At 44.5% G+C, this 18,874-nt stretch carries 16 protein-coding genes; 6 read left to right on the forward strand and 10 right to left on the reverse strand.

Translation table 11 applies throughout. From position 1 onward, the window contains the following. Positions 1-100 precede the first annotated feature (100 nt). From istA to Q7J41_RS14575, 4 genes are all read right to left on the reverse strand, one after another. Positions 101-946, reverse strand: a complete 846-nt coding sequence (gene istA / locus Q7J41_RS14560; RefSeq protein ID WP_370651021.1) for an IS21 family transposase — start codon at positions 944-946, stop codon at positions 101-103. A gap of 460 nt (positions 947-1,406) precedes the next feature. Next, complete coding sequence (locus Q7J41_RS14565; RefSeq protein ID WP_304889164.1) at positions 1,407-5,537, reverse strand: hypothetical protein; 4,131 nt, start codon at positions 5,535-5,537, stop codon at positions 1,407-1,409. Positions 5,538-6,327: 790 nt separating this feature from the next. After that, entirely contained in the window at positions 6,328-7,452 is a 1,125-nt protein-coding gene (locus Q7J41_RS14570; protein WP_304889165.1) for a hypothetical protein, read from the reverse strand. Further along, complete coding sequence (locus Q7J41_RS14575; protein WP_304889166.1) at positions 7,452-8,042, reverse strand: RNA polymerase sigma factor; 591 nt, start codon at positions 8,040-8,042, stop codon at positions 7,452-7,454. Before Q7J41_RS14575 ends, Q7J41_RS14570 begins: the two co-directional genes overlap by 1 nt. 752 nt (positions 8,043-8,794) lie before the next feature. Between Q7J41_RS14575 and Q7J41_RS14580 the strand changes: the two genes are divergently transcribed. The 6 genes from Q7J41_RS14580 to Q7J41_RS14605 all read left to right on the forward strand — a co-directional run bounded on the left by Q7J41_RS14580 (position 8,795) and on the right by Q7J41_RS14605 (position 12,674). Beyond that, positions 8,795-9,850: a PocR ligand-binding domain-containing protein gene (locus Q7J41_RS14580; RefSeq protein ID WP_304889167.1), complete on the forward strand. Its 1,056-nt coding sequence runs from the start codon at positions 8,795-8,797 to the stop codon at positions 9,848-9,850. A 369-nt stretch (positions 9,851-10,219) separates the two neighbouring features. Continuing rightward, positions 10,220-10,618 carry a holin family protein gene (locus Q7J41_RS14585; protein ID WP_304889168.1) on the forward strand — a complete coding sequence of 133 codons (399 nt, stop codon included), beginning with the start codon at positions 10,220-10,222 and terminating at the stop codon, positions 10,616-10,618. 181 nt (positions 10,619-10,799) lie between these two features. Then, positions 10,800-11,156, forward strand: a complete 357-nt coding sequence (locus Q7J41_RS14590) for a D-Ala-D-Ala carboxypeptidase family metallohydrolase (RefSeq protein WP_304889169.1) — start codon at positions 10,800-10,802, stop codon at positions 11,154-11,156. 202 nt (positions 11,157-11,358) lie between these two features. Beyond that, positions 11,359-11,583 carry a DUF1659 domain-containing protein gene (locus Q7J41_RS14595; RefSeq protein WP_304889170.1) on the forward strand — a complete coding sequence of 75 codons (225 nt, stop codon included), beginning with the start codon at positions 11,359-11,361 and terminating at the stop codon, positions 11,581-11,583. 38 nt (positions 11,584-11,621) lie between these two features. Continuing rightward, on the forward strand, positions 11,622-11,846 hold the full coding sequence (locus tag Q7J41_RS14600) for a DUF2922 domain-containing protein (protein WP_304889171.1): 225 nt from the start codon (positions 11,622-11,624) through the stop codon (positions 11,844-11,846). A gap of 249 nt (positions 11,847-12,095) precedes the next feature. Continuing rightward, complete coding sequence (locus Q7J41_RS14605) at positions 12,096-12,674, forward strand: sigma-70 family RNA polymerase sigma factor (protein ID WP_304889172.1); 579 nt, start codon at positions 12,096-12,098, stop codon at positions 12,672-12,674. Positions 12,675-12,822: 148 nt separating this feature from the next. Here the strand turns inward: Q7J41_RS14605 and whiA are convergent, their stop codons facing one another. The 6 genes from whiA to Q7J41_RS14635 form a co-directional block, all read right to left on the reverse strand. Then, a complete protein-coding gene (whiA, locus tag Q7J41_RS14610) occupies positions 12,823-13,839 on the reverse strand; it encodes a DNA-binding protein WhiA (RefSeq protein WP_304889173.1) in 1,017 nt (338 codons plus the stop codon). Between the two features lie 101 nt (positions 13,840-13,940). Next, positions 13,941-14,951, reverse strand: a complete 1,011-nt coding sequence (gene yvcK / locus Q7J41_RS14615; protein WP_304889174.1) for a gluconeogenesis factor YvcK family protein — start codon at positions 14,949-14,951, stop codon at positions 13,941-13,943. Positions 14,952-15,132: 181 nt separating this feature from the next. After that, on the reverse strand, positions 15,133-16,005 hold the full coding sequence (rapZ, locus tag Q7J41_RS14620; RefSeq protein ID WP_304889175.1) for an RNase adapter RapZ: 873 nt from the start codon (positions 16,003-16,005) through the stop codon (positions 15,133-15,135). A gap of 109 nt (positions 16,006-16,114) precedes the next feature. Continuing rightward, the gene (locus Q7J41_RS14625; protein ID WP_304889176.1) at positions 16,115-16,846 is read right to left on the reverse strand and encodes a PHP domain-containing protein; all 732 of its coding nucleotides are present in this window, start codon (positions 16,844-16,846) and stop codon (positions 16,115-16,117) included. A gap of 6 nt (positions 16,847-16,852) precedes the next feature. Continuing rightward, entirely contained in the window at positions 16,853-17,758 is a 906-nt protein-coding gene (murB, locus tag Q7J41_RS14630; RefSeq protein ID WP_304889177.1) for a UDP-N-acetylmuramate dehydrogenase, read from the reverse strand. A gap of 208 nt (positions 17,759-17,966) precedes the next feature. Then, on the reverse strand, positions 17,967-18,716 hold the full coding sequence (locus Q7J41_RS14635; protein ID WP_304889178.1) for a ComF family protein: 750 nt from the start codon (positions 18,714-18,716) through the stop codon (positions 17,967-17,969). Positions 18,717-18,874: the final 158 nt, after the last annotated feature.

Consider the following 18,874-nt stretch of genomic DNA (forward strand, 5'->3'; position numbering starts at 1 on the left):
AACCCACACCTGAATGTTGATTTCGAGAGGCCTGCTCTCATCTCTTATAAAGCATGAATTCAGATTTTCTACTTCCCCCCGTTCCACTTTCCTGAATCCTTCAGGACACACTGAATCGCTTACAGAATTTTTCGTTGCGGATGGCCGCTGTAATCCAGTTGGTTACAACATTGACAGAACCTTCGACACCTGGTTTGTCTTTGGGTGCCCTCACTCTTGTCGGTAACACGGCTGTATCATAGTATTCAGCCATTTCATGATAGGTTTTATTGATCTTTGGGGTATACCAGTCGTCGGTTCTATCAACCCCGGTCTTGAGGTTATCAGGTATCAGCATCCGTGTACTGCCACCAAAGTGTTGATACATATGGATATGAGCGGCAATCCAGCTTTCCAGATCCATTTTAAGAAAGGCTTCCACATAGGCATAGAGACTGTAATTCAGAACCCCGACAAATATATGGCAGGGGATCAGTTCCCCAGTATCGGTATCGATGATGTAAGCTGGCTTTCCGGCCCAGTCCACTTCGATCTGTTCGCCGGGCTTGCGAGGAATGTGCATGGTTGCACGTTTCTTGTCGCTGTACTTCTGATAATGGTGACAGAATTGCGTGTACATCAATGGAATATCTTTATTTTGCCGACAACCTTCACAATATTCATTCCAGAGAAGCTTTAACGTTACCCCACTGCGCAGCATTTCCTTATCAATGTAATCATAGTCCGGAAATTTGCGGTCCGATTTTGGGACGGATTTATCAGGAAATAATAATTTTTCCAGATCAGCATCCGTTGTTTCGGCCGCTAACGGCCAGATGATGTTGCAGGCTTTCGCCCGATCAACAACATCCCGAACTGTTTTTCTGGCACAACCGCAGCTACTGGCAATACCAGTCTGGCTGATGCCAAGGTTGAACAGCCTCAGAATTTCACGATATTTGGTCATGAGAATGACCTCCTAAAATGGATTTACATCAGTTAAATGATGCATATATCCCTTATACCCTGATTGGAACCTGACCGGAACGGTTGAAACGAAAACCCGGAAGCGTTGGCACGAAACACCGAAACGACTGGAACGAATATCCGGTTCGGTTGGAAAATTCGAAATACTCATAAAGCATGAATTCAGATTTTCTTCTTTCCTCCTTTCACTTCCTGAATCCTTCTGGACACACTTGGACGCTTACAACAGACAAAAGCTGGAAACCGGACAACCAGCAAAATCTTTTCCAGACAGATTCCTCCAGATTTTCCCGCCACTTCAAAAAACTAAGAAAGACGACCCGAGTCCCGAAGAACCCGAATCGTCTCTATTCTCTGTTTCTAAACCTTCCAGCTCAATAAGTTAAGTTGAATAAGTTAAGGTGACAGGCACCTTGAGTCTCTCCTTGAGTCTCTATTAGTTAGTTAGTTGTCCATAAAGTTCCAGCTGTAGCATATGTGTATACTTTAGCTGCATAAGCATTTCCTGCTGCATCTGTTAATTTGGTTGCGTCTGCATTATGTGTAATTGTGTTAGTATCTAATGCATTTGCAAGTGTAAATGTTACAGTTTGTGCTGTACTATCATACATAGCACTAGTTATTGCTAGAGTACCGCCAGCTGCTGTGAATGATGTTGCTACATCATCACCAGTAGCTAATGCTACACCTGCAATGTATAATGGTTCATCAAATGCTGCAACTACTGTGGTTACATTATTATCTGCACCAGTTAATGCTGGTAATGTAGCTGTTGGTGCTGTTACATCAACTACTAAAGAGAATGCTGTTGATGCTGCACTTACATTACCTGCAGGATCAGTTGCTGTTACTGTTAAAGAATGTGTTGCTTCTGTTAAAGCACTTGTTGTAATTGTAATTGTTGTACCGACTGCTGTGCCTGTACCGACTACAGTAGACCCATCAAGAACTGTAATCAGATCACCTGCTACGACATTTCCGATAACTACGTCTGGTGTTGTGTCATTAGTTACACCTGGTGAACTAGTATCACCTGCTACAGATGTAATTGTTGGAGTAGCAGGAACTGTTGTATCAGCTGTAACTGTATCAGTTGTTAATGTATTAATTTGTGCTGCTGTGTAAGTTGTTGTATTACCAGCGGTATCAGTCAGTACATACAAACCAGTTGCTAATGTAATAGCTCCGTTATCACCACTTGCTACTGTTAAACCAATAGTCTTAGTACTAGCCGCAGTTGTTACAGCGGCATCTGTTACCGTACCAGTTGCATTTGCTGATGTTGCAGCAATCTGTACTGCCACAGTTACATTTTCGCTAAAAGTTAATGTGTATGTTGCAGTTTCTCCAACTTTTGCTAAAGTAGTATCAGCAGAATTGTTAGATACTAATGCAGTGCCAGTAATTGTTGGTGCTGTGATATCAGTTCCTGAAACTGTGAAGTTTACTGTTGCTGTCACACCACCTACATATGTATATGTAGCTGTGAATTTATCACCAGCAGTTGCATTGGCAATAGTTGTAGTTGTAGTACCACTACCAGTAACTGCAAATGTAGAACCGGTTACTTTTGTCAAGTTTGATATAATAATTGTTGGGTTTGAAACAATTGCCACACCATATTGATCTACTACTTTTGTAGCATCAAATACTGCTGTCAATTGTGCAGTTGCGATGCTACCATTTTGAACAAATGCAGCTCCATCAACAACCTTAGTTGTGTCGAATCCTGCAGAAGCTACTTTTGGTGTTGCATGTGATACTTTTAAAGTAGTATTCAGAACTGCAGCAGCTGCTCCAGTTGTACCATCGTAAACCTGAATAACTACAGGTAATTCAAGAACTTTAGAATACGCAGTATCTGATGTGCTTGTCTGGAAGTCTGTAGCTGCATAACCAGTACTAGCTCCAGTTGTATCAGAAATCACATTACTTGTAACGGTTACTTTTCCTGTGATAGTTGTGGTATATTGTGATGCTGGCAGTAGTACTTTTGTACCATCCGCTTCTACACCATATACTTTGAGTGTCTTATCATATTTTGTATCTGTTGTAACACTTGCATCACCATCGTTATACATCGTACCGATATCAGCTACTTCATAGCTTGCATATTCAGATTGAATACCCAATGCAAAAGTAATTGATTTCGAGCTACCTGTAATTGGTGCTGGAGTTGCGGTATTTGATAATGAGAATACTAAATTCTCTGTTGCTTCTAAGCCAGTACCTGATAGTGCTGTTACAGTGAACTTATCAGTTGATACTGAAATTGTATGTCTTGCAGCATCTGAAGAATTAGATGTGCTTGCAATAGTAAATGGTGTTGTTGCAACAATCGAGCTATCCAAAATAATAGCTGAATTTGCTGTCGTGTTCATCCATGTATTAACTTGTGCATCTGTTAGAGTTCGACCATATTGATCTTGAACCACTAAGTCTTTTGCATAAATGTCTTGTGATGAACCTTGTGCGATTGTTGTTTGAACAACAGGAACGGTTGTTGTATCAACTCCTGCAATTGTTGTAGGAACAGCGGTTTCTTTCACATTTACCATCAAGCTTGAGAAATTACCACCATCTGTGACAATAGATGTTAAGTATACTGGTAAATCAGCATTTGTTTCTGCACCAGTGGATGGAGCAGTAAATACTAATCTAGCTGTGCCATCTGCTTTTTGCTGTAATGCCAAGTTTGATGAGAAAGTAACTTTAGTGTTTAAATCTGAATATTTTGTTACAGCAGTTCCAAATTGGTCAACAGCTGCAAAAGGTATTTCAGCTGTTTCACCTTCTGAAATAACAGTTGTTGGAGATGACATTGTAAATGTCTTAACTGCTGCTTTTGCTTCAGATGTAATATCATATGTTACTGATTTTCCGGTGAGGTTAGAAATAGATTGAATGGTAGCAGTACCACCCTTATCTGCATTCGTTCCTCTTACAATTTTAACAGCCTCATATACTACACCATTAATTGTTACATCAGTATCAGTACCTGTTGTAGTTGATGGTGATGCAATAAATAAAGGATTAGTAGAAAGCATTGTTAACTGAGTAACAGTTGGATTGTCAATTTTGTTGCCATATTGATCGGTTACTTCATATAACAGAATATAACGGCTATCAACAAACCCGGCTGGAAGTGTATCAATTAATTTTGCTGTTGTTTTATCATAGATCCCTTTAAATACGGTTGTATCTGCTTTAGATTCTAAACCAACAACTACACTATCATTCACTACAGTACCTGTCGCAGCATGTACGCCTGTTAAATAAACAGTAGCACCTGGAATGAATTGAGCAGTAGTGGAATAATTACCTATGGTCAATTTACCATCAGCAGTTGTTGTTGGAACGGTATCAATTACTGCTCCACCAGTGGATGGTGTCCAAGTAAGTGTCTGTCCAACCATTTTTTCGCCATACTGATTAAGTACTTGGTAATTTGCAAAAATCGTGCAATTAGCAGAATAAGAACCACTTACTGCAGGATTTAATGGTGCTGTTTCAGTGGTAACAACGATCGAAGAAACTTTTTCATCGGCAGCTGTTACAGTTGCTGTTGAAGTATTACCATCAGCTACTAAAGTAATCGTATAATCACCTTTAGTTAAATTACTTGTGGTATCAATCACAGCTGACATCTTATCCTCAGCATAAACAACACCATCAAGGTTTACATTAACAGATGCTTTTTTGACGGTTAATGTATCTGTTGCTGTGTCTACTGCCTGAGTAAATGTAACAGTAATTTTATCTTTTCCTGTTGCTACAGCAGTATCAATTCCAGTAACCATTACCAATGCATCAATCGCATCGTTAATAGCTGCTGTTGCTGCATCAACTTCTGCTTGTGTATTAGCATCAGTTACAACATTATCAGTTAAAGCTGTTTGAAGAGCTGTCCATGATGCTGCTGTATAATCAGCTTCGGTTAAAGCTGCTGCTGCTGCTACTGCTGCGTTGTAAGCAGTTAAGTCAGATTTTTCTGTTACGATTTTAACTTCTAGAGCTTCTAATCGTAAGGAAGAACCAGTAGTACCAAGTTCTTGTCCATCTTCAAACCATGCGGTATCACCGATTTTTTGGATATGGCCTTTGTACATTACTTTGTAACCTTGTACGGCGTTGCCGGCATCGTCTACTAAATTAATTTCAATAGCTTCGATACGTTGGGCTTGACCTTCAGTTCCGGCAAAATTACCGTTTAGAACTGGAGCCATCCAGCCGACGTTTTGAACGTGAACTCGATATTGGATATTTACATTAGCTGGTTTGTTGGTTAATTGAATCCAGAAACCTTCTAATCGTAGGCTTTGGCCTATTGTACCCAATTGATTTGGGCCTTGAATCCATGTACCATCTGTTGGATAGTTACCAACATTTTGGATGTGTCCCCGATATTCAACCCCCGCTGCGTCTGTTGCAGTAGTTGTTGCGTTTCCAGATAATAATCCTACAAACGAATCCCAAGCTGATGGTTGTTCATTAGCTGCGAATACGCTTGACGAGAATACCATGGAGAGCATCATCAATACTGATAAAATGCTTACTGTAATCTTCTTCATACTTTGTTTCCTCCGTTGTTAAATTTTGTTTTTTTTATCCGGAAGTTCCAGCAATAACTGTTACATTAGTCGCCTAGAAATTCCAGAGCTTAATCATGCTCCATATTTAATTGTCTAAATTTACGGTTCGAACTGTCCCTCTTTCCTCCTTCCTAATTTTTAGCTACACAAACCGTTTTCTTTTTTTGAAAAATCCGGTTTGCCAATACAGTTAAACGGTAAACCTAGAAAGAGCGTTCTTGTATGATTCTACACCTTCTTATGATGTTTTGCAATAAATATCGTTGTTTTTTTGAATAAAAAACGTGGTTTTTACATTTCAAAACCGAAACAATGATGGGTTCAGCTCACACATTTGACACATTATTATCTTTTGTATCGACAATATATTAACTGCTTTCATTTTTGACCAAACAAACTGCACTTGATGCGATAAAATCGCTCTCATTATCATTTCTTCGATGGTAGCGATCAGCTCCTTTCGGAATGTAACTTCGAATCGACATTTTTTTCTCTACGACTGGTTAACGCCCGGGGCGGGAGTTTTATTGCATCGGATTTCAGTTTTTTTATTTTTTTTAGCGGGTGCGCAATTTTCGCACAAGGGGACAGTTCTTTTGTGTCCTTTTATTAAAAATATTTGGTTGACACAAGAAGAACCGTCCCCTTTTGCTTTTGTTCTTCTATTTAAACTATTTAGTTGACACAAGAAAAACCGTCCCCTTTTGCTTTTGTTCTTCTATTTAAACTATTTGGTTGACACAAGAAAAACCGTCCCCTTATGCTTTTCCTATTTGCTGTCGATGGGTTCTTCGGGGATTACTTCGGCGGGTTGTTCTTCCGGCTCGGTTGGGGGTTTTTCGCTTAAGGGTTTTTTCTCTTCGTCAACCGCTTCGGTTTCTTTTTCCGGTGGGGTGACAACTGGTTCGGTTGGGGTAGGGGGATCGACAATGGTAACTGCCGGGGTTTCCGGGGTTAAAATCACGACCGGATCACTTGGTGGTGTTTCTTTATTGGCACTGTTTGTGTTGTCACTCGGTGCGCTGGTGGACTCTGGTGGTTTCACCTCGGTGATTTCTTCGGTGGGGGTGGTTGGTGTGCCAAGATCTTTGGTCTCTTTTTCAGGCACATCGACCTTAATGACGTTGGTGAGATCGACTGATTTTTCTTTGGATACTGCCAGCAAATCGGTCAGGGACATTGCGGCCAGGGTTTCCATACTCAGCGAACTGTCGGCGACAATCAATTCTTTCATGACATTGAGTTTGCCGGTGGAAACACTATACTGCTCGGCCTCGGTAACCGCCTGGTTATCAGGAGTGACGGTCTGTCTGACTACCGTGGCGGAGATGTTCTCGGCGGTGGCACTGTCTTTTATCACCTGGTTGAGGGTTGCTGCCAGATCATCGGCTTTGGCGCTGCTCTGATTTTCTACTGACACCATCACAACGCTTTTATTCTCGTCCAGATAACCGTTTTTGATCATGGCGGTGATAATCACCCCGACTGAAGCTTCGAGGTTGGTCTGACCCAGGTTCTCCTCATCAAGCAACGTCTGCACATCCTGATCAAAGGCTTTAACCGAAAGAATCTGTTTGTGCTTGTTGGTAACAATTTCGACACTCTGGTTGGCGTCCAGGGCAATGATGCTCTCGGGCGCTTTAAACTCCGCAAACCAGGTAGTCACGCAGACCAGCATCACCAGAGCGCCGGCAACAGCCATCGAGAGCGGCTTAAAGTAACGCTGCCCCTTCCCCTGCTTTATCGCCGGGGTTTGCTGTTGCCGGGTGACATAGTCATGCTCGGTCATTTTGGTGACGGGCATGGCAGCCAGCTTTTCAAAGTCCAGACCAGGAGCCTGGCTGATGCTTCGGCAAAGCGACGCTTCTATATTCAATTTTTTATGATAGCTCATTATAACACCTCCTGTTCGATGAGATATTTTTTCAATTTTTTCAGTCCCCGATGATACTTGGACAGAACGGTGGATAGGTTCATCTCCAGATTTTTGGCGATTTCGCGGTGGGTAAACCCGGAAATCGCATGTAAAAGAATGATTTCGGTTTCTTCGCTGCTGAGTATTTTCAGTGCGGTCTGGAGAACCAACTGGTCTTCCTGATCACTGATGTAGGAAAAGTTCAGGTCATTTTCGATATCGGCGATTTCAATACTGTCGTTTTTCTGTCTGTTCCTAATTTTGCTGATCGACAGATTCCGGGCGATGGTAAAGACCCAGGCCATTGGTTTGCCCATCGGCTGGTAAAGATGGGCGGCCGCCCTGATCTTTAGATAGGTATCCTGGACGACATCTAGCGTATCATCATGATTCTTTAAGGTCGATAAAACAAACGCATAGACGGATCGTTCCGTCAGGCGATAAAATTCCTCAAATGCGGCCATATCATTTTCGGCAATCCGGATGAATATGGCTTCATCGATATTTAGTTTTTGTTTTTCAGCACTACCGACGTTGTTCAGTACCACCATCGAAAGGAATAGATTCATCAGCGAACCCCCAACATTATATTAACGTTTTGTTAAGACGTTTTATTGCATTGATTTTGACGTTTTTTATTTTTTTGCACAGCGTGGTGGCACAAGGGGACAGTTCTTTTGTGTCCTCATGTAAAAAAATTGGTTGACACAAGAAAATCCGTCCCCTCGTGCTCTCATGTAAAAAAAAAATTGGTTGACACAAGAAAAACCGTCCCCTTTCGCCCGTGACATAGGGACATTTCATCTTTCATCCCGATGGGCTGACAGACGTAACGTCCCCAAGTCATCCCCTATTATCAGCCATAAATAAGAAAAAGACAAGATGTGGCATGTTGTGTGCCAGATATTTTTTTCGTTTTTTTGTTTCGCAAATGCTTACAGGCGTGAAAAGGAGACATCTCCGGTGTCATCCATGATGGGAATGACACCTCGTAACGTCTCCCTTTTATATCTGCTTGTGAAGTCTATTTTATTGTCTCTTTGCTGTAGATACCCATATCGTTTTTTATATACCTTATTATAACATAAAAGGCGTGGTTTATTTTTTTTTAAGGTTTTTTAAAGTTACCAAGTCATACTCTCCCCCTGGCGGGCGAATTTTTATCTCCGGGAAGCCAAGGTTTGTAGGTGACTTTTTTTAATTGACGTGATAGAATGTAACTATTATGGGAATATAATTTTTATCAGGTTTTTTTATGTACACGATATCAGTAACTACTAAAATGATGTCTTAGGATAATTTTTTATGAAGGAGAATTTAAATGGAAAAGAAATTAAACTACACTGTCGATGAGCTCATTGATTTACATGTCTTACAGCAGTTTCAGGATAGTTTTGCCAAGGCTTTGGGGATGGCCAGCGTTTCGGTGGATAATGTCAAAGGGACTATCACCGAGCCTAGTAATTTTACGGACTTTTGTATGAAATACACGCGCGGTTCTGCTGAGGGCAACAAACGCTGCATCGCCTGTGATATCGAAGGCGGCAAGAAATCGGGCAACACTGGTAAACCGGCAGTGTATTCCTGTCATGCCGGGCTGGTCGATTTTGCGGCGCCGATCATCGTCAATGGGCAGCAGATTGGGGCGATTCTTGGCGGTCAGGTACTTGATGCGCCACCGGATGAGGATAAGTTTCGAAGAATTGCCCGGGAAATCGGTGTCGATGAAGAAGAGTATATTGCCGCCCTGCGTAAAATAACCATTGTTCCACGCGAAAAAATCAATGCGGCCGCTGATATGCTTTATGTTTTTGCCAACTCGATTTCAAAAATGGGTCATCACAACCGCTTGCTGGTTGATGAAACCGAAAACTTCCAGAATATTTCTGAAAATATGTTTGAAAATATCCGCGCTGTTACCGATGTCGTCAATAATTTCTCGGTGCAGATTGAAGCGTTAATCAAGGCTTCTGATGAGTTACTGGAGTCTTCGACCATTTCCAAGAACAAGGTTAAAGAAACGGATTCGATTCTTAAGTTTATCCGCGATGTGGCCACCCAGACCAATCTGCTGGGACTCAACGCCGCCATTGAAGCCACCCGGGCCGGAGAATTTGGCCGCGGCTTTAACGTCGTTGCCGACGAGGTTCGTAAACTGGCAGTAATGAGTGTAGATTCGGCTAAGAAGATTGAGAGCATCCTGGACAGCATTGTCGTGAGTATGAACTCGGTGGAATCGCAGGCCGCCAAATCTTACAAGATCATTGGCGAACATCAAGCGGCGATGGGCGATATCACAGAAAAGTTGACGCTGCTCAATGAAATATCCGATAAGTTGAAGGTTGAGATTAGTAATCTTAAAAATAGTCTATACTAGAATTTGCAAGGCGGGGGAACCCGGCTTGAGGTTGTCGATAAACTGCCGTACCGACCAATTGTTAATCTGTTGTTCGCTGCGGAATCGGACAGGCTCTGCCGTGTCCGCTCCGATGCGTACAACATGATGTAACAATTGTCGGTACTGGGTTATCTTTTTGACAGTTTAGGTGGGTTACCCCGCCTTTTTTTTATGCAAAAAAGCGCACAGGGGGACAGTTCTTTTGTGCACCTTTATTAGATTTTTTGGTAAGCACAAGAAGAACCGTCCCCCTTTGATAAGTTCACGCTCTATCTTTAGGCATCTTTTTTGTTTCTTTTCCATTTTAATGGTGTAACACAATTTTGAAAAAGGAGGTTGAGTGATGAGATGCAGATGATTTTAGATAGTTTGCCTAAGGTTTTTGCGGTGCTGGGATCGCTGGTGGGTTTTCTGTTGGGTGGCTTTGACGGGTATTTGTATACCCTGGTGGGCTTTATCCTGATTGATTATCTCACCGGTCTGAGCCTGGCGGTGGCACGGCGGCAGCTATCGAGTGAAATTGGCTTTGTCGGAATTATGAAAAAAATGCTGATTCTGGTGATGGTGGCCATGGGTCACCTGTTGGATGAAAATCTGCTGGGCGGTGGTGCCACGATGCGCACCGCCGTGATTTTCTTTTATGCCGCCAATGAAGGGATCAGTATTACCGAAAATCTTGGGTGCCTGGGATTTCCGATGCCGGCTAAGTTGAAACAGGTCTTGGCGCAGTTAAAAGAGGATGAATGAGGGTGTATGACACAGGGACATTTCGAACATGACGTGGGGGACGTTTCGTTAGCCATATTGAGTTGCAGCGATGCCCGGGGGATGACGTGGGGACACTTCCCTGTCATCCCAATGTGCTAACGGGTATAACGTCCCCGATTTATCCCCTACCCTGTGTCTATTCCCACAATAAAAGGAGGAAATGATGTGTAGAAATGATGAACAGCTTACGGCGCATTTTAATCGGCAAGAGTTTATTTGCTGTTGTGAGGGACGTTACTGTGATGGGTTCCCGGCGGAAATGAACCGCGAACTGGTGGGTCGGATGGAAGCTGTCCGGATGGTGCTGGGATCGCCAATTATTGTGACGTCCGGGGTTCGCTGTCCGATCCGAAATGAGGAAGTTGGGGGGATTCCCGACTCCCGGCACCTGGTTGGCGATGCGGCCGATTGTTATGCCCCGGGGATTGCGGTTTATGACCTGGCCGATGCCGCCATTGCGGCCGGGCTGGGGGTGATTGTTTATGAGGACGAGGGGTTTTGTCATTTGGAGCTTTAGGAATCGCACAAGGGGACGGTTCTTTTGTGTCCATTTTTGGAGAATAATTAGGTTAACACAAGAAAAACCGTCCCCTTTTGCTTACAGCGATGCTCGCATGACAATGGGACATTTTGCTTTTCATGCTCTACCTAATTTTTTATGGCACCTTTTTCCGGGATGTTCCATTTATTAGTATAATCGATGAAAGGAGGTACACAAAATGCCAGTAACAACAGATTTTATTAGTAATAAGCTGCAGGTTCGTTCGAACTATGGGATGGTGGATGGTAAGGAAGTGACTAAGTCTAAGACTTATGCAAATCTTAAAGCAACTGCCGGCAACGATGATATTTATGCTGTGGCTGAAGCACTTGCGGGTTTGCAGGCTCCAACCATGGAAGAAGTATTCAAAATTGAAACCACCCTATTGATTCCCGGTGTCTAGCACACCGCCAAAATATTAAAGAAAGGAGGTAAAAAAATATGGCAGAAATTAAGGCAGCCATGGTCTTTCAACGGGCTGATGGTAAAAACGCAACGATTTCGGTGTCGGATGCTGATCCGGCGGTGACTCAGGCTGAACTGAACACGGCAATGGATAATATCCTGGCCCGGAATGTGTTTGCTCCCGATAACAGTGGACTGGTGAAAAAGGTCAGCGGAAAGCTGATTAGCACCACCACCCAGGATTTTGTGATGACGGTGTAGATGGTGAGGCGGGGGGTAACCCCCGCTTTTTTTTATGCGCAAGGTGGACTTATTCACGCACAGGGGGACAGTTCTTTTGTGCACTTTTATCATATTTTTTTGGTAAGCACATGAAGAACCGTCCCCCTTTGCTCTCACCTGCGCTTACTCTGTTTGAACGTTTGTTCGTAAAATGGTTGATAATTGGATTTGATTGTTGTATAATGAGCATGCGAACTGATGTTCTATTTTATTGAAAGAGGTGACAATATGGAAAATAATGAAATGATTCTTTTGGTTCGGGGTGCCCGGCAGCGGGATCCCCGGTGTCAATTGGCTTTGATTGAAAGCTTCAGGCCTTTGATGCTTTCGATGATTCGCCGTTATGTATATGAAACGGATGCCGTTGATGACTACTTGAGCGAAGCAGCGATTGTCCTGCTCAATGCCGTGGCAGGTTTTAATGAAAATCTCGGGGTTCCCTTTTCCGGCTATTTGAAAAAGGAATTATTTTATTATTTTGTCAATGTCGCCAAGGTTCATCAGAACGTCGCCTCGCTGAACTCAGCAACTGGCGATGGTGACGCTTTTTCACTGCTCGATACTCTGGCGGATGCCGCAGATATTGAAGGTGATTACGTCCGGGCTGAAGACTTGTCGGCTTTGCAGATGTATCTGCCCCAGCTGCGGGAACGACAGCGCTGGATTATTGCCGAACATTATGTCAAGAACCGCAGTTTCCGGGAGATTGCTGACAGTATTGGGGTCAGCTCCAACAGCCTGGTCAAACTGCATCGCCGGGCGATTGCTGACTTGCGCACGTATTTTGGATTGGATCTGGTGAATTAAAAAAAGAGCCAGACAGACGAATTGCATCGGCTGTCTGGCTCTTTTTTGTGCGCACCGCACGAGGGGACGGTTCTTTTGTGTCCTCTTATTGAAACAAATTTGGATGACACAAGAAAAACCGTCCCCTAGTGCTCACGTTTTTCATGCCCTACCGTTGTTTGAGGTCGGCGGCGATCTGGTTGAGTTTTTTGAGGCGGTGATAGACGCCGGACTTTCCGACCGGGGGATCCAGGCGTTCGCCCAGCTCTTTAATGCTAGCATCAGGATAGTTAAGTCGCAATTCGGCAATGTCATAGAGATTTCGGGGCAGATTCTTTAAGCCCAGCTGCTCTTTAATCAGCATAATATCGGCGACCTGATCGTAAGAGGCAACAATGGTTTTGTTGAGATTGGCCGTTTCGCAATTAACCTGACGGTTGACGTCGTTGCGCATTTCTTTGACAATCCGGATGTTTTCCATTTCCAGCAGTCCGCGATGGGCACCAATGACGCTGAGAAAATCGGCGACGCTGCTCCCTTCTTTGAGGTAGAGCACCCAATGGGCTTTTCGGTGAATCAGATTTGATTTGATGTCAAAATCATCGAGAATCGTTTTGATGCTTTGCAGATAAGCACATTGTTCAGAACCTGTCGCCGGACTGCGTTCAATTTTTTTTTCGATTTTTTTATTTGCTAAAGGGGTCTTCTTTCCGACCAATTCTAAATGGTAGGTTTTTTCGGGATTGGATACGGATCCACATCCCAAAAAGGCACCGCGAATATAGGCTTTTGTCTGATTGGCCTGTTTTATGAATTGATCCGGCACCTGGTTGGCAAAAAAAGCCTGACCATTGGTATTATAAGTCAGGATTTGACAGTCTTCCAAGATTATTTTTGCCGTCCACGGTTCTTCAACCACCACCCGGTAGGCCCGGTGTTCTTTGAATTTTCTGGTTTTTTCTATTTTTATTTTTGGTTTAATATTGTACAGCGTTTTCAAGAGCTGATAGCATCTGGCCGCCACCGCGGGGTTTTCGGTTTTGATGCTGATCGCCATGGCACCTTTTTCATCGACGGAGATGGTCGCCACGGATCCGATCATCCCGGACAGTTCGGCCCGCTGACAGGCTTTGGAACCGAAGGGAAGCTTGGAAAGATCTTTTTTTAAAATAGCTGAAAATGTCATGGCGGCTCCTTTCTTTTCAGGTGTCGCACAAGGGGACAGTTCTTTTGTGCACTTTTGTTGAAATATTCAGGAAAGCACAAGAAAAACCGTCCCCTTGTGCTTTATTTCATATAGGTTTCGAAGATGCGGCGCGCCAGGAGATCGGCGTCGTGACGGACAAAACCGTTTTCCATGACGACATAGTCGTCCAGGATGTACTCATATTGTTCGATGGGGCTTTTTGTTTCAACCACGGTGGACTCGCATTTTTGATATTTTTCTTCGATACTTTTAGGCAGATTGCCGATATTGGCCACCACATAATCGAAGATTCGGCCTTCTGCCTGATCGAGGTGGCCTTCAATCGCCCGGATATGATCCTCCTGGGAATAGCCGTCGGTTTCTCCAGGTTGCGTCATGATGTTGCAGATGTAGAAACGACTGGCGCGACTGTCAAAAATAGCTCTGGCCACATCCTTCACCAACAGGTTGGGAATCACACTGGTATAGAGGCTACCGGGGCCGAGAACAATCATATCGGCATTTTTGATCGCTTCGATGGTTTCCGGCAGCGGTTTGGTGTCATCCTGTTTTAAAAATATCTGGGTGATCGGGCTTTTTTGTGCCAAAGCCGCCAGGGGAATGGATGATTCGCCTTCAATGATTTCGCCATTTTTCAGGGTTGCCATCAGCACCATCGGGGACAGGGTGACGGGCAGCACTTCCCCTTTAATTTGGAGTACGTCAGAAGTCCGTCGGACAGCGTCATAAAAATCATGGCTGATGCCGTTCATGGCCGCCAGAAAGAGATTCCCAAAGCTCTGGCCTGCCATGGGGCCGCCGGGAAAACGATAATTAAAGAGCTCCTGCATAACATTCTCGTCGTCAGCCAGAGCTAGTATACAGCTTCTGATATCGCCTGGGGGGAGGATGCCCAGTTCTTCTCGCAGTTTGCCAGAGCCGCCGCCGTCATCACCGACGGTGACGATGGCGGTGAGATTATCGGTATATTTTTTTAAACCCCGAAGGATGACCGATAAACCGGTGCCGCCGCCAATGGCAACGACCTTTGGGTTTCTCACTTTTACGATATCTTTCAAAGTAAACTCCCTTATATATTCTTTCATATCCATGGAATCACATCCTTTATCTATGTTCTTTGGTTTATTAAGTGCCGTCGCACATGGGGACGGCGCACATGGGGACGGTTCTTTTGTGCTCTTTTATTGAAATATTTTAGAAAGCACAAGAAAAACCGTCCCCTTGTGCTTTGTTCTATGCCCTACAAGAAAAACCGTCCCCTTGTGCTCTACCTTAGTGGTCGAGGCGGTTTTTTTTGATGTCCCGGTGTTTGAGGGCGGTTTCATAGCCTTTTTCTTTGAGGGCTTTGTTTAAAAGACAGGCATAGGTGACCGAGCGATGCTGGCCACCGGTGCAGCCGATGGCAATTTCAATGGTATTTTTGGACACCTTGGCAAATTGGGGAATCACAAATTCCACCAAATCCAGCAGTTTGTCATAAAAGATCCGGGCTTCCTGAAAGGACATCACGTAGTCTCTGACCGGCTGATCTTCGCCGGTTAAATTTCTCAGTTCCTGTTTATAAAAGGGATTGGGCAGAAAACGGACGTCAAAAACAAAATCGGCGCCCATCGGGCTGGCATATTTAAAACCAAAGGAATATATTTTTACTTTTGGTTTGCTATGATCCCGGTCGACTTTAAGTATTTTTTCCAACTGTTGTTTAAGTTCTCTGACTTTTATTTCGGAGGTGTCGATCACTTCATCGGCTATTTCTCTGTAGTGTTCCAGGCTTTTTCGTTCCTGCTGGATCGCTTCGAGCAGATTGCCGGAGGAATGCGTCAACGGATGATCTCGTCGGGTCTCCTGATACCGGGATACTAGCACCTCGTCGCGGGCATCTAAAAAGATCAGTTTGATATCATCCTTGGCGGCCTTGTATTCGGTCAGGGGCGTATCTTTGCCATCCAGAAACACATCGCCGCGGACATCGGTTACCAGGGCTATTTTTTCTATTTCAGTAGCGGATTGCTGACAGAGATTGATGAACGTCACAATCAGTTGCGGCGGGATGTTATCGACGCAAAAATAACCCAGATCTTCGAGGATTTGGATCGCCTGGGATTTTCCTGCTCCGGACATGCCGGTGATGATGATGATTTTCATGGGGATCTCCTTTGCTTCTATGCGATGGGACGCACAAGGGGACGGTTCTTTTGTGCTCTTTTATTGAAATACCTTAGAAAGCACAAGAAAAACCGTCCCCCTGTGCTCCTTATTCTGTTATGTTGACGATGCGGGTGATGGGGATGCCGGCGGCTTTGATGGTTTCCGGGGCGTTGCCCATATCGCCGAGGGCAGCAATGCTGTGGGCGTCGCTATTGATGGCGAAATCGACTGGATATTTCATGGCGATTTTAATTTCTTCGGCGTTTAAATGATCGTGTCTGGGGTTGATTTCCAGAATCACGCCGTGTTCGGCGGCGGCTTTGGCTACTGCTTCGATATTAATGGGCATTTTATCCCCGGGATGGGTGATCAGTTTGATGTCATGTTGCTCCATCATTTTAATGTAGGTACGGGTATTCATATCGACCACCGCTTTTCTCAGAAATGGCAGCACCCGAGCGGCATAATTGGGAATCGCAAAGACAAATAAATCTTTAATGCTGGCAGGAAAATAGCCGTAGTGATAGCCGGCTGAAATCCAGTCGCAATATTTCTTTTCTTCGGCGCCGATATCGATATTGCCCTCGGCTCCGGTAATGTTGGATTCGACGGAGAGATAGATTGCAATATCGTCGTATTTTTGATTAAGGGCATCAATTTCGGCCCGCATTTTCGCAAAATTCTTTTTTCGGACCCCAAACATCGGATGGCTCCGGCCATGATCGGAAATGATAATGGCTTCCAGACCGATTTCGCGGGCCTGGTCCACCATTTCCGCAATGGTATTTTTGCCATGGCTATAGATTGTATGGGTATGCATATCATGTGTTATTTTCATGGTTGATTAGTCGTTTCCGATGACAATGACTTCGGTTTTGAGGTCGACGTCAAATTTTTCTTTCACGGCTGACTGGATGGCAGCGATGAGATTTAATATGTCAGCAGCGGTGGCGCCGCCTTTATTGATGACAAAGCCGCTGTGTTTTTCGGATACCTGGGCGCCGCCGATGGAATAGCCTTTAAAGCCAGCATCTTGAACCAGTTTTCCGGCGTAATAGCCCACTGGTCGGCGGAAGGTGCTACCGGCGCTGGGGTATTCCAGCGGTTGTTTGGTCTGTCTTTGGGTATTCAGATCCAGCATTTTTGCGGCGATTACCTGGTAATCGCCGTTTTTAAGAACCAGTTCGACACTGACCAGCACCCAATGGTGTTGTTGCAGGATACTGGATCGGTAACCAAAATTGCACAAATCGGCGGGAATTGTTTTCAGACTGCCGTCTTCGGTGATCACCGTGATGCTTTTAATGACCCCCTTCATTTCGCCATCGTAAGCGCCAGCATTCATGGTGACGGCTCCACCGAGGCTGCCGGGAATGCCGGAAGCAAATTCCAGGCCAGTGAGTTTTTCTTCTAGCGCCACGTTGGCCAGATCTTTCAGGCTGATCCCCGGTTCGGCAATCAGGGTTTCTCCCACTGTTTTAACCTGATTGAGGGCTTTAGTATTGATGATGATGCCGCTATAACCGTTATCCCGGACGATCAGATTGCTGCCGTTACCCATAATATAGAGGGATTTTTCTGATTGTTTGCAGATTTCCAGTACCGCCTGCAGTTCTTCCCGGGTCTGGGGCATTAAAAAAAGGTCTGCCGGCCCCCCTACCTTAAAGGATGTATGGTTTTTCATCGGTTCATTTTCTTTTATATTTTCTATCGCCATGACGGCTTGCAGTTTTTTGATGGTATTATTCATATGATTATTCCTAACTTTTTTACAGTGTGTCGCACAGGAGGACGGTTCTTTTGTGCACTTTTTATCGAATAATTAGGAAAGCACAAGAAAAACCGTCCCCCAGTGCTTATCCCAATTTTTTTACTTAGATTAGGTTCATCATACCATTATTTATTAAGATTCGCCACAAAAAAAGACCCCTGACGGGTCTTTTTAAGAATCTTTAATCCTATTCTGCGACGGCGCAGAGGGTGGCGATGCAGACCTGGGCGGCTCCGGCTTCCAGGAGGGTGGCGCTGGTTTCGGCCAGAGTGGCACCAGTGGTGAGGACGTCATCAACCAACAGGATGGTTTTATTTTGGATGGCCTCGATGGTTTCAACATTAAAAGCACCGGTGAGATTGCGCAGTCGTTCTTCCCGTCCCTGGCCGATCTGATGGGGGGTGTTGCGGCTACGGATGAGGATTTGCGTGGCCAATTCCGGCACTTTGGACATTTTCTGACATAGACCGTCATGAATACCCCGGGCAATCTTTTCGCTCTGGTTATAGCCCCGTTCTGACTGGCGGTTGCGATGCAGGGGGACAGGGATGATCAAATCCACGTCGTTGATCCACTGGCACTTTGCGATCGCCTCCCCCATTTGGGTACCAACCCAGATGCCCAGGTGGGGGCGATCTTTGAATTTGATGGCATGAACCAGTTTTTTGCCAGAGTTTTGATAATTAAGATGGGCATAACCACCGGCAAAGGGCAGCTTGAGTTTGGCGCAGGGGGTACACACATCACGATTGGCGGTAAAAACAGGTCGTCCGCACTGGACACAGGTGGGTGTGTTGATGATTGGAAGATCATCTTCGCAGTGATGGCATAAAAACCGGTCAGTTACAAAAAGCACCTTACCGCAGATGGGGCAGGTGCCGTTTTTAAGGAAGAGATTGTTCTCGAGGAAAGTCAGGAAGGTTTGTTTCAGGTTCATGGTTACCTCACTTTATGGCGATTGCTTCGCAAAAAACCGTTTCGCACAAGAGGACAGTTCTTTTGTGCACTATTTATTGAAATAATGAGGAAAGCACAAGAAAAACCGTCCCCTAGTGCTCAACTTTTCGTCCTTACTGAATTGCCCGGGCATGACAT

It is taken from the genome of Acetobacterium sp. (assembly GCF_030652775.1).
In the GTDB taxonomy this organism is placed as follows: Bacteria; Bacillota; Clostridia; order Eubacteriales; family Eubacteriaceae; genus Acetobacterium.

Excerpts from the sequence above, each read along its gene's own strand:
- istA (WP_370651021.1), bottom strand. The coding sequence starts at position 946 with ATGACCAAATATCGTGAAATTCTGAGGCTGTTCAACCTTGGCATCAGC.
- Q7J41_RS14565 (WP_304889164.1), bottom strand. The coding sequence starts at position 5,537 with ATGAAGAAGATTACAGTAAGCATTTTATCAGTATTGATGATGCTCTCC.
- Q7J41_RS14570 (WP_304889165.1), bottom strand. The coding sequence starts at position 7,452 with ATGAGCTATCATAAAAAATTGAATATAGAAGCGTCGCTTTGCCGAAGC.
- Q7J41_RS14575 (WP_304889166.1), bottom strand. The coding sequence starts at position 8,042 with ATGAATCTATTCCTTTCGATGGTGGTACTGAACAACGTCGGTAGTGCT.
- Q7J41_RS14580 (WP_304889167.1), top strand. The coding sequence starts at position 8,795 with ATGGAAAAGAAATTAAACTACACTGTCGATGAGCTCATTGATTTACAT.
- Q7J41_RS14585 (WP_304889168.1), top strand. The coding sequence starts at position 10,220 with ATGCAGATGATTTTAGATAGTTTGCCTAAGGTTTTTGCGGTGCTGGGA.
- Q7J41_RS14590 (WP_304889169.1), top strand. The coding sequence starts at position 10,800 with ATGATGTGTAGAAATGATGAACAGCTTACGGCGCATTTTAATCGGCAA.
- Q7J41_RS14595 (WP_304889170.1), top strand. The coding sequence starts at position 11,359 with ATGCCAGTAACAACAGATTTTATTAGTAATAAGCTGCAGGTTCGTTCG.
- Q7J41_RS14600 (WP_304889171.1), top strand. The coding sequence starts at position 11,622 with ATGGCAGAAATTAAGGCAGCCATGGTCTTTCAACGGGCTGATGGTAAA.
- Q7J41_RS14605 (WP_304889172.1), top strand. The coding sequence starts at position 12,096 with ATGGAAAATAATGAAATGATTCTTTTGGTTCGGGGTGCCCGGCAGCGG.
- whiA (WP_304889173.1), bottom strand. The coding sequence starts at position 13,839 with ATGACATTTTCAGCTATTTTAAAAAAAGATCTTTCCAAGCTTCCCTTC.
- yvcK (WP_304889174.1), bottom strand. The coding sequence starts at position 14,951 with ATGGATATGAAAGAATATATAAGGGAGTTTACTTTGAAAGATATCGTA.
- rapZ (WP_304889175.1), bottom strand. The coding sequence starts at position 16,005 with ATGAAAATCATCATCATCACCGGCATGTCCGGAGCAGGAAAATCCCAG.
- Q7J41_RS14625 (WP_304889176.1), bottom strand. The coding sequence starts at position 16,846 with ATGAAAATAACACATGATATGCATACCCATACAATCTATAGCCATGGC.
- murB (WP_304889177.1), bottom strand. The coding sequence starts at position 17,758 with ATGAATAATACCATCAAAAAACTGCAAGCCGTCATGGCGATAGAAAAT.
- Q7J41_RS14635 (WP_304889178.1), bottom strand. The coding sequence starts at position 18,716 with ATGAACCTGAAACAAACCTTCCTGACTTTCCTCGAGAACAATCTCTTC.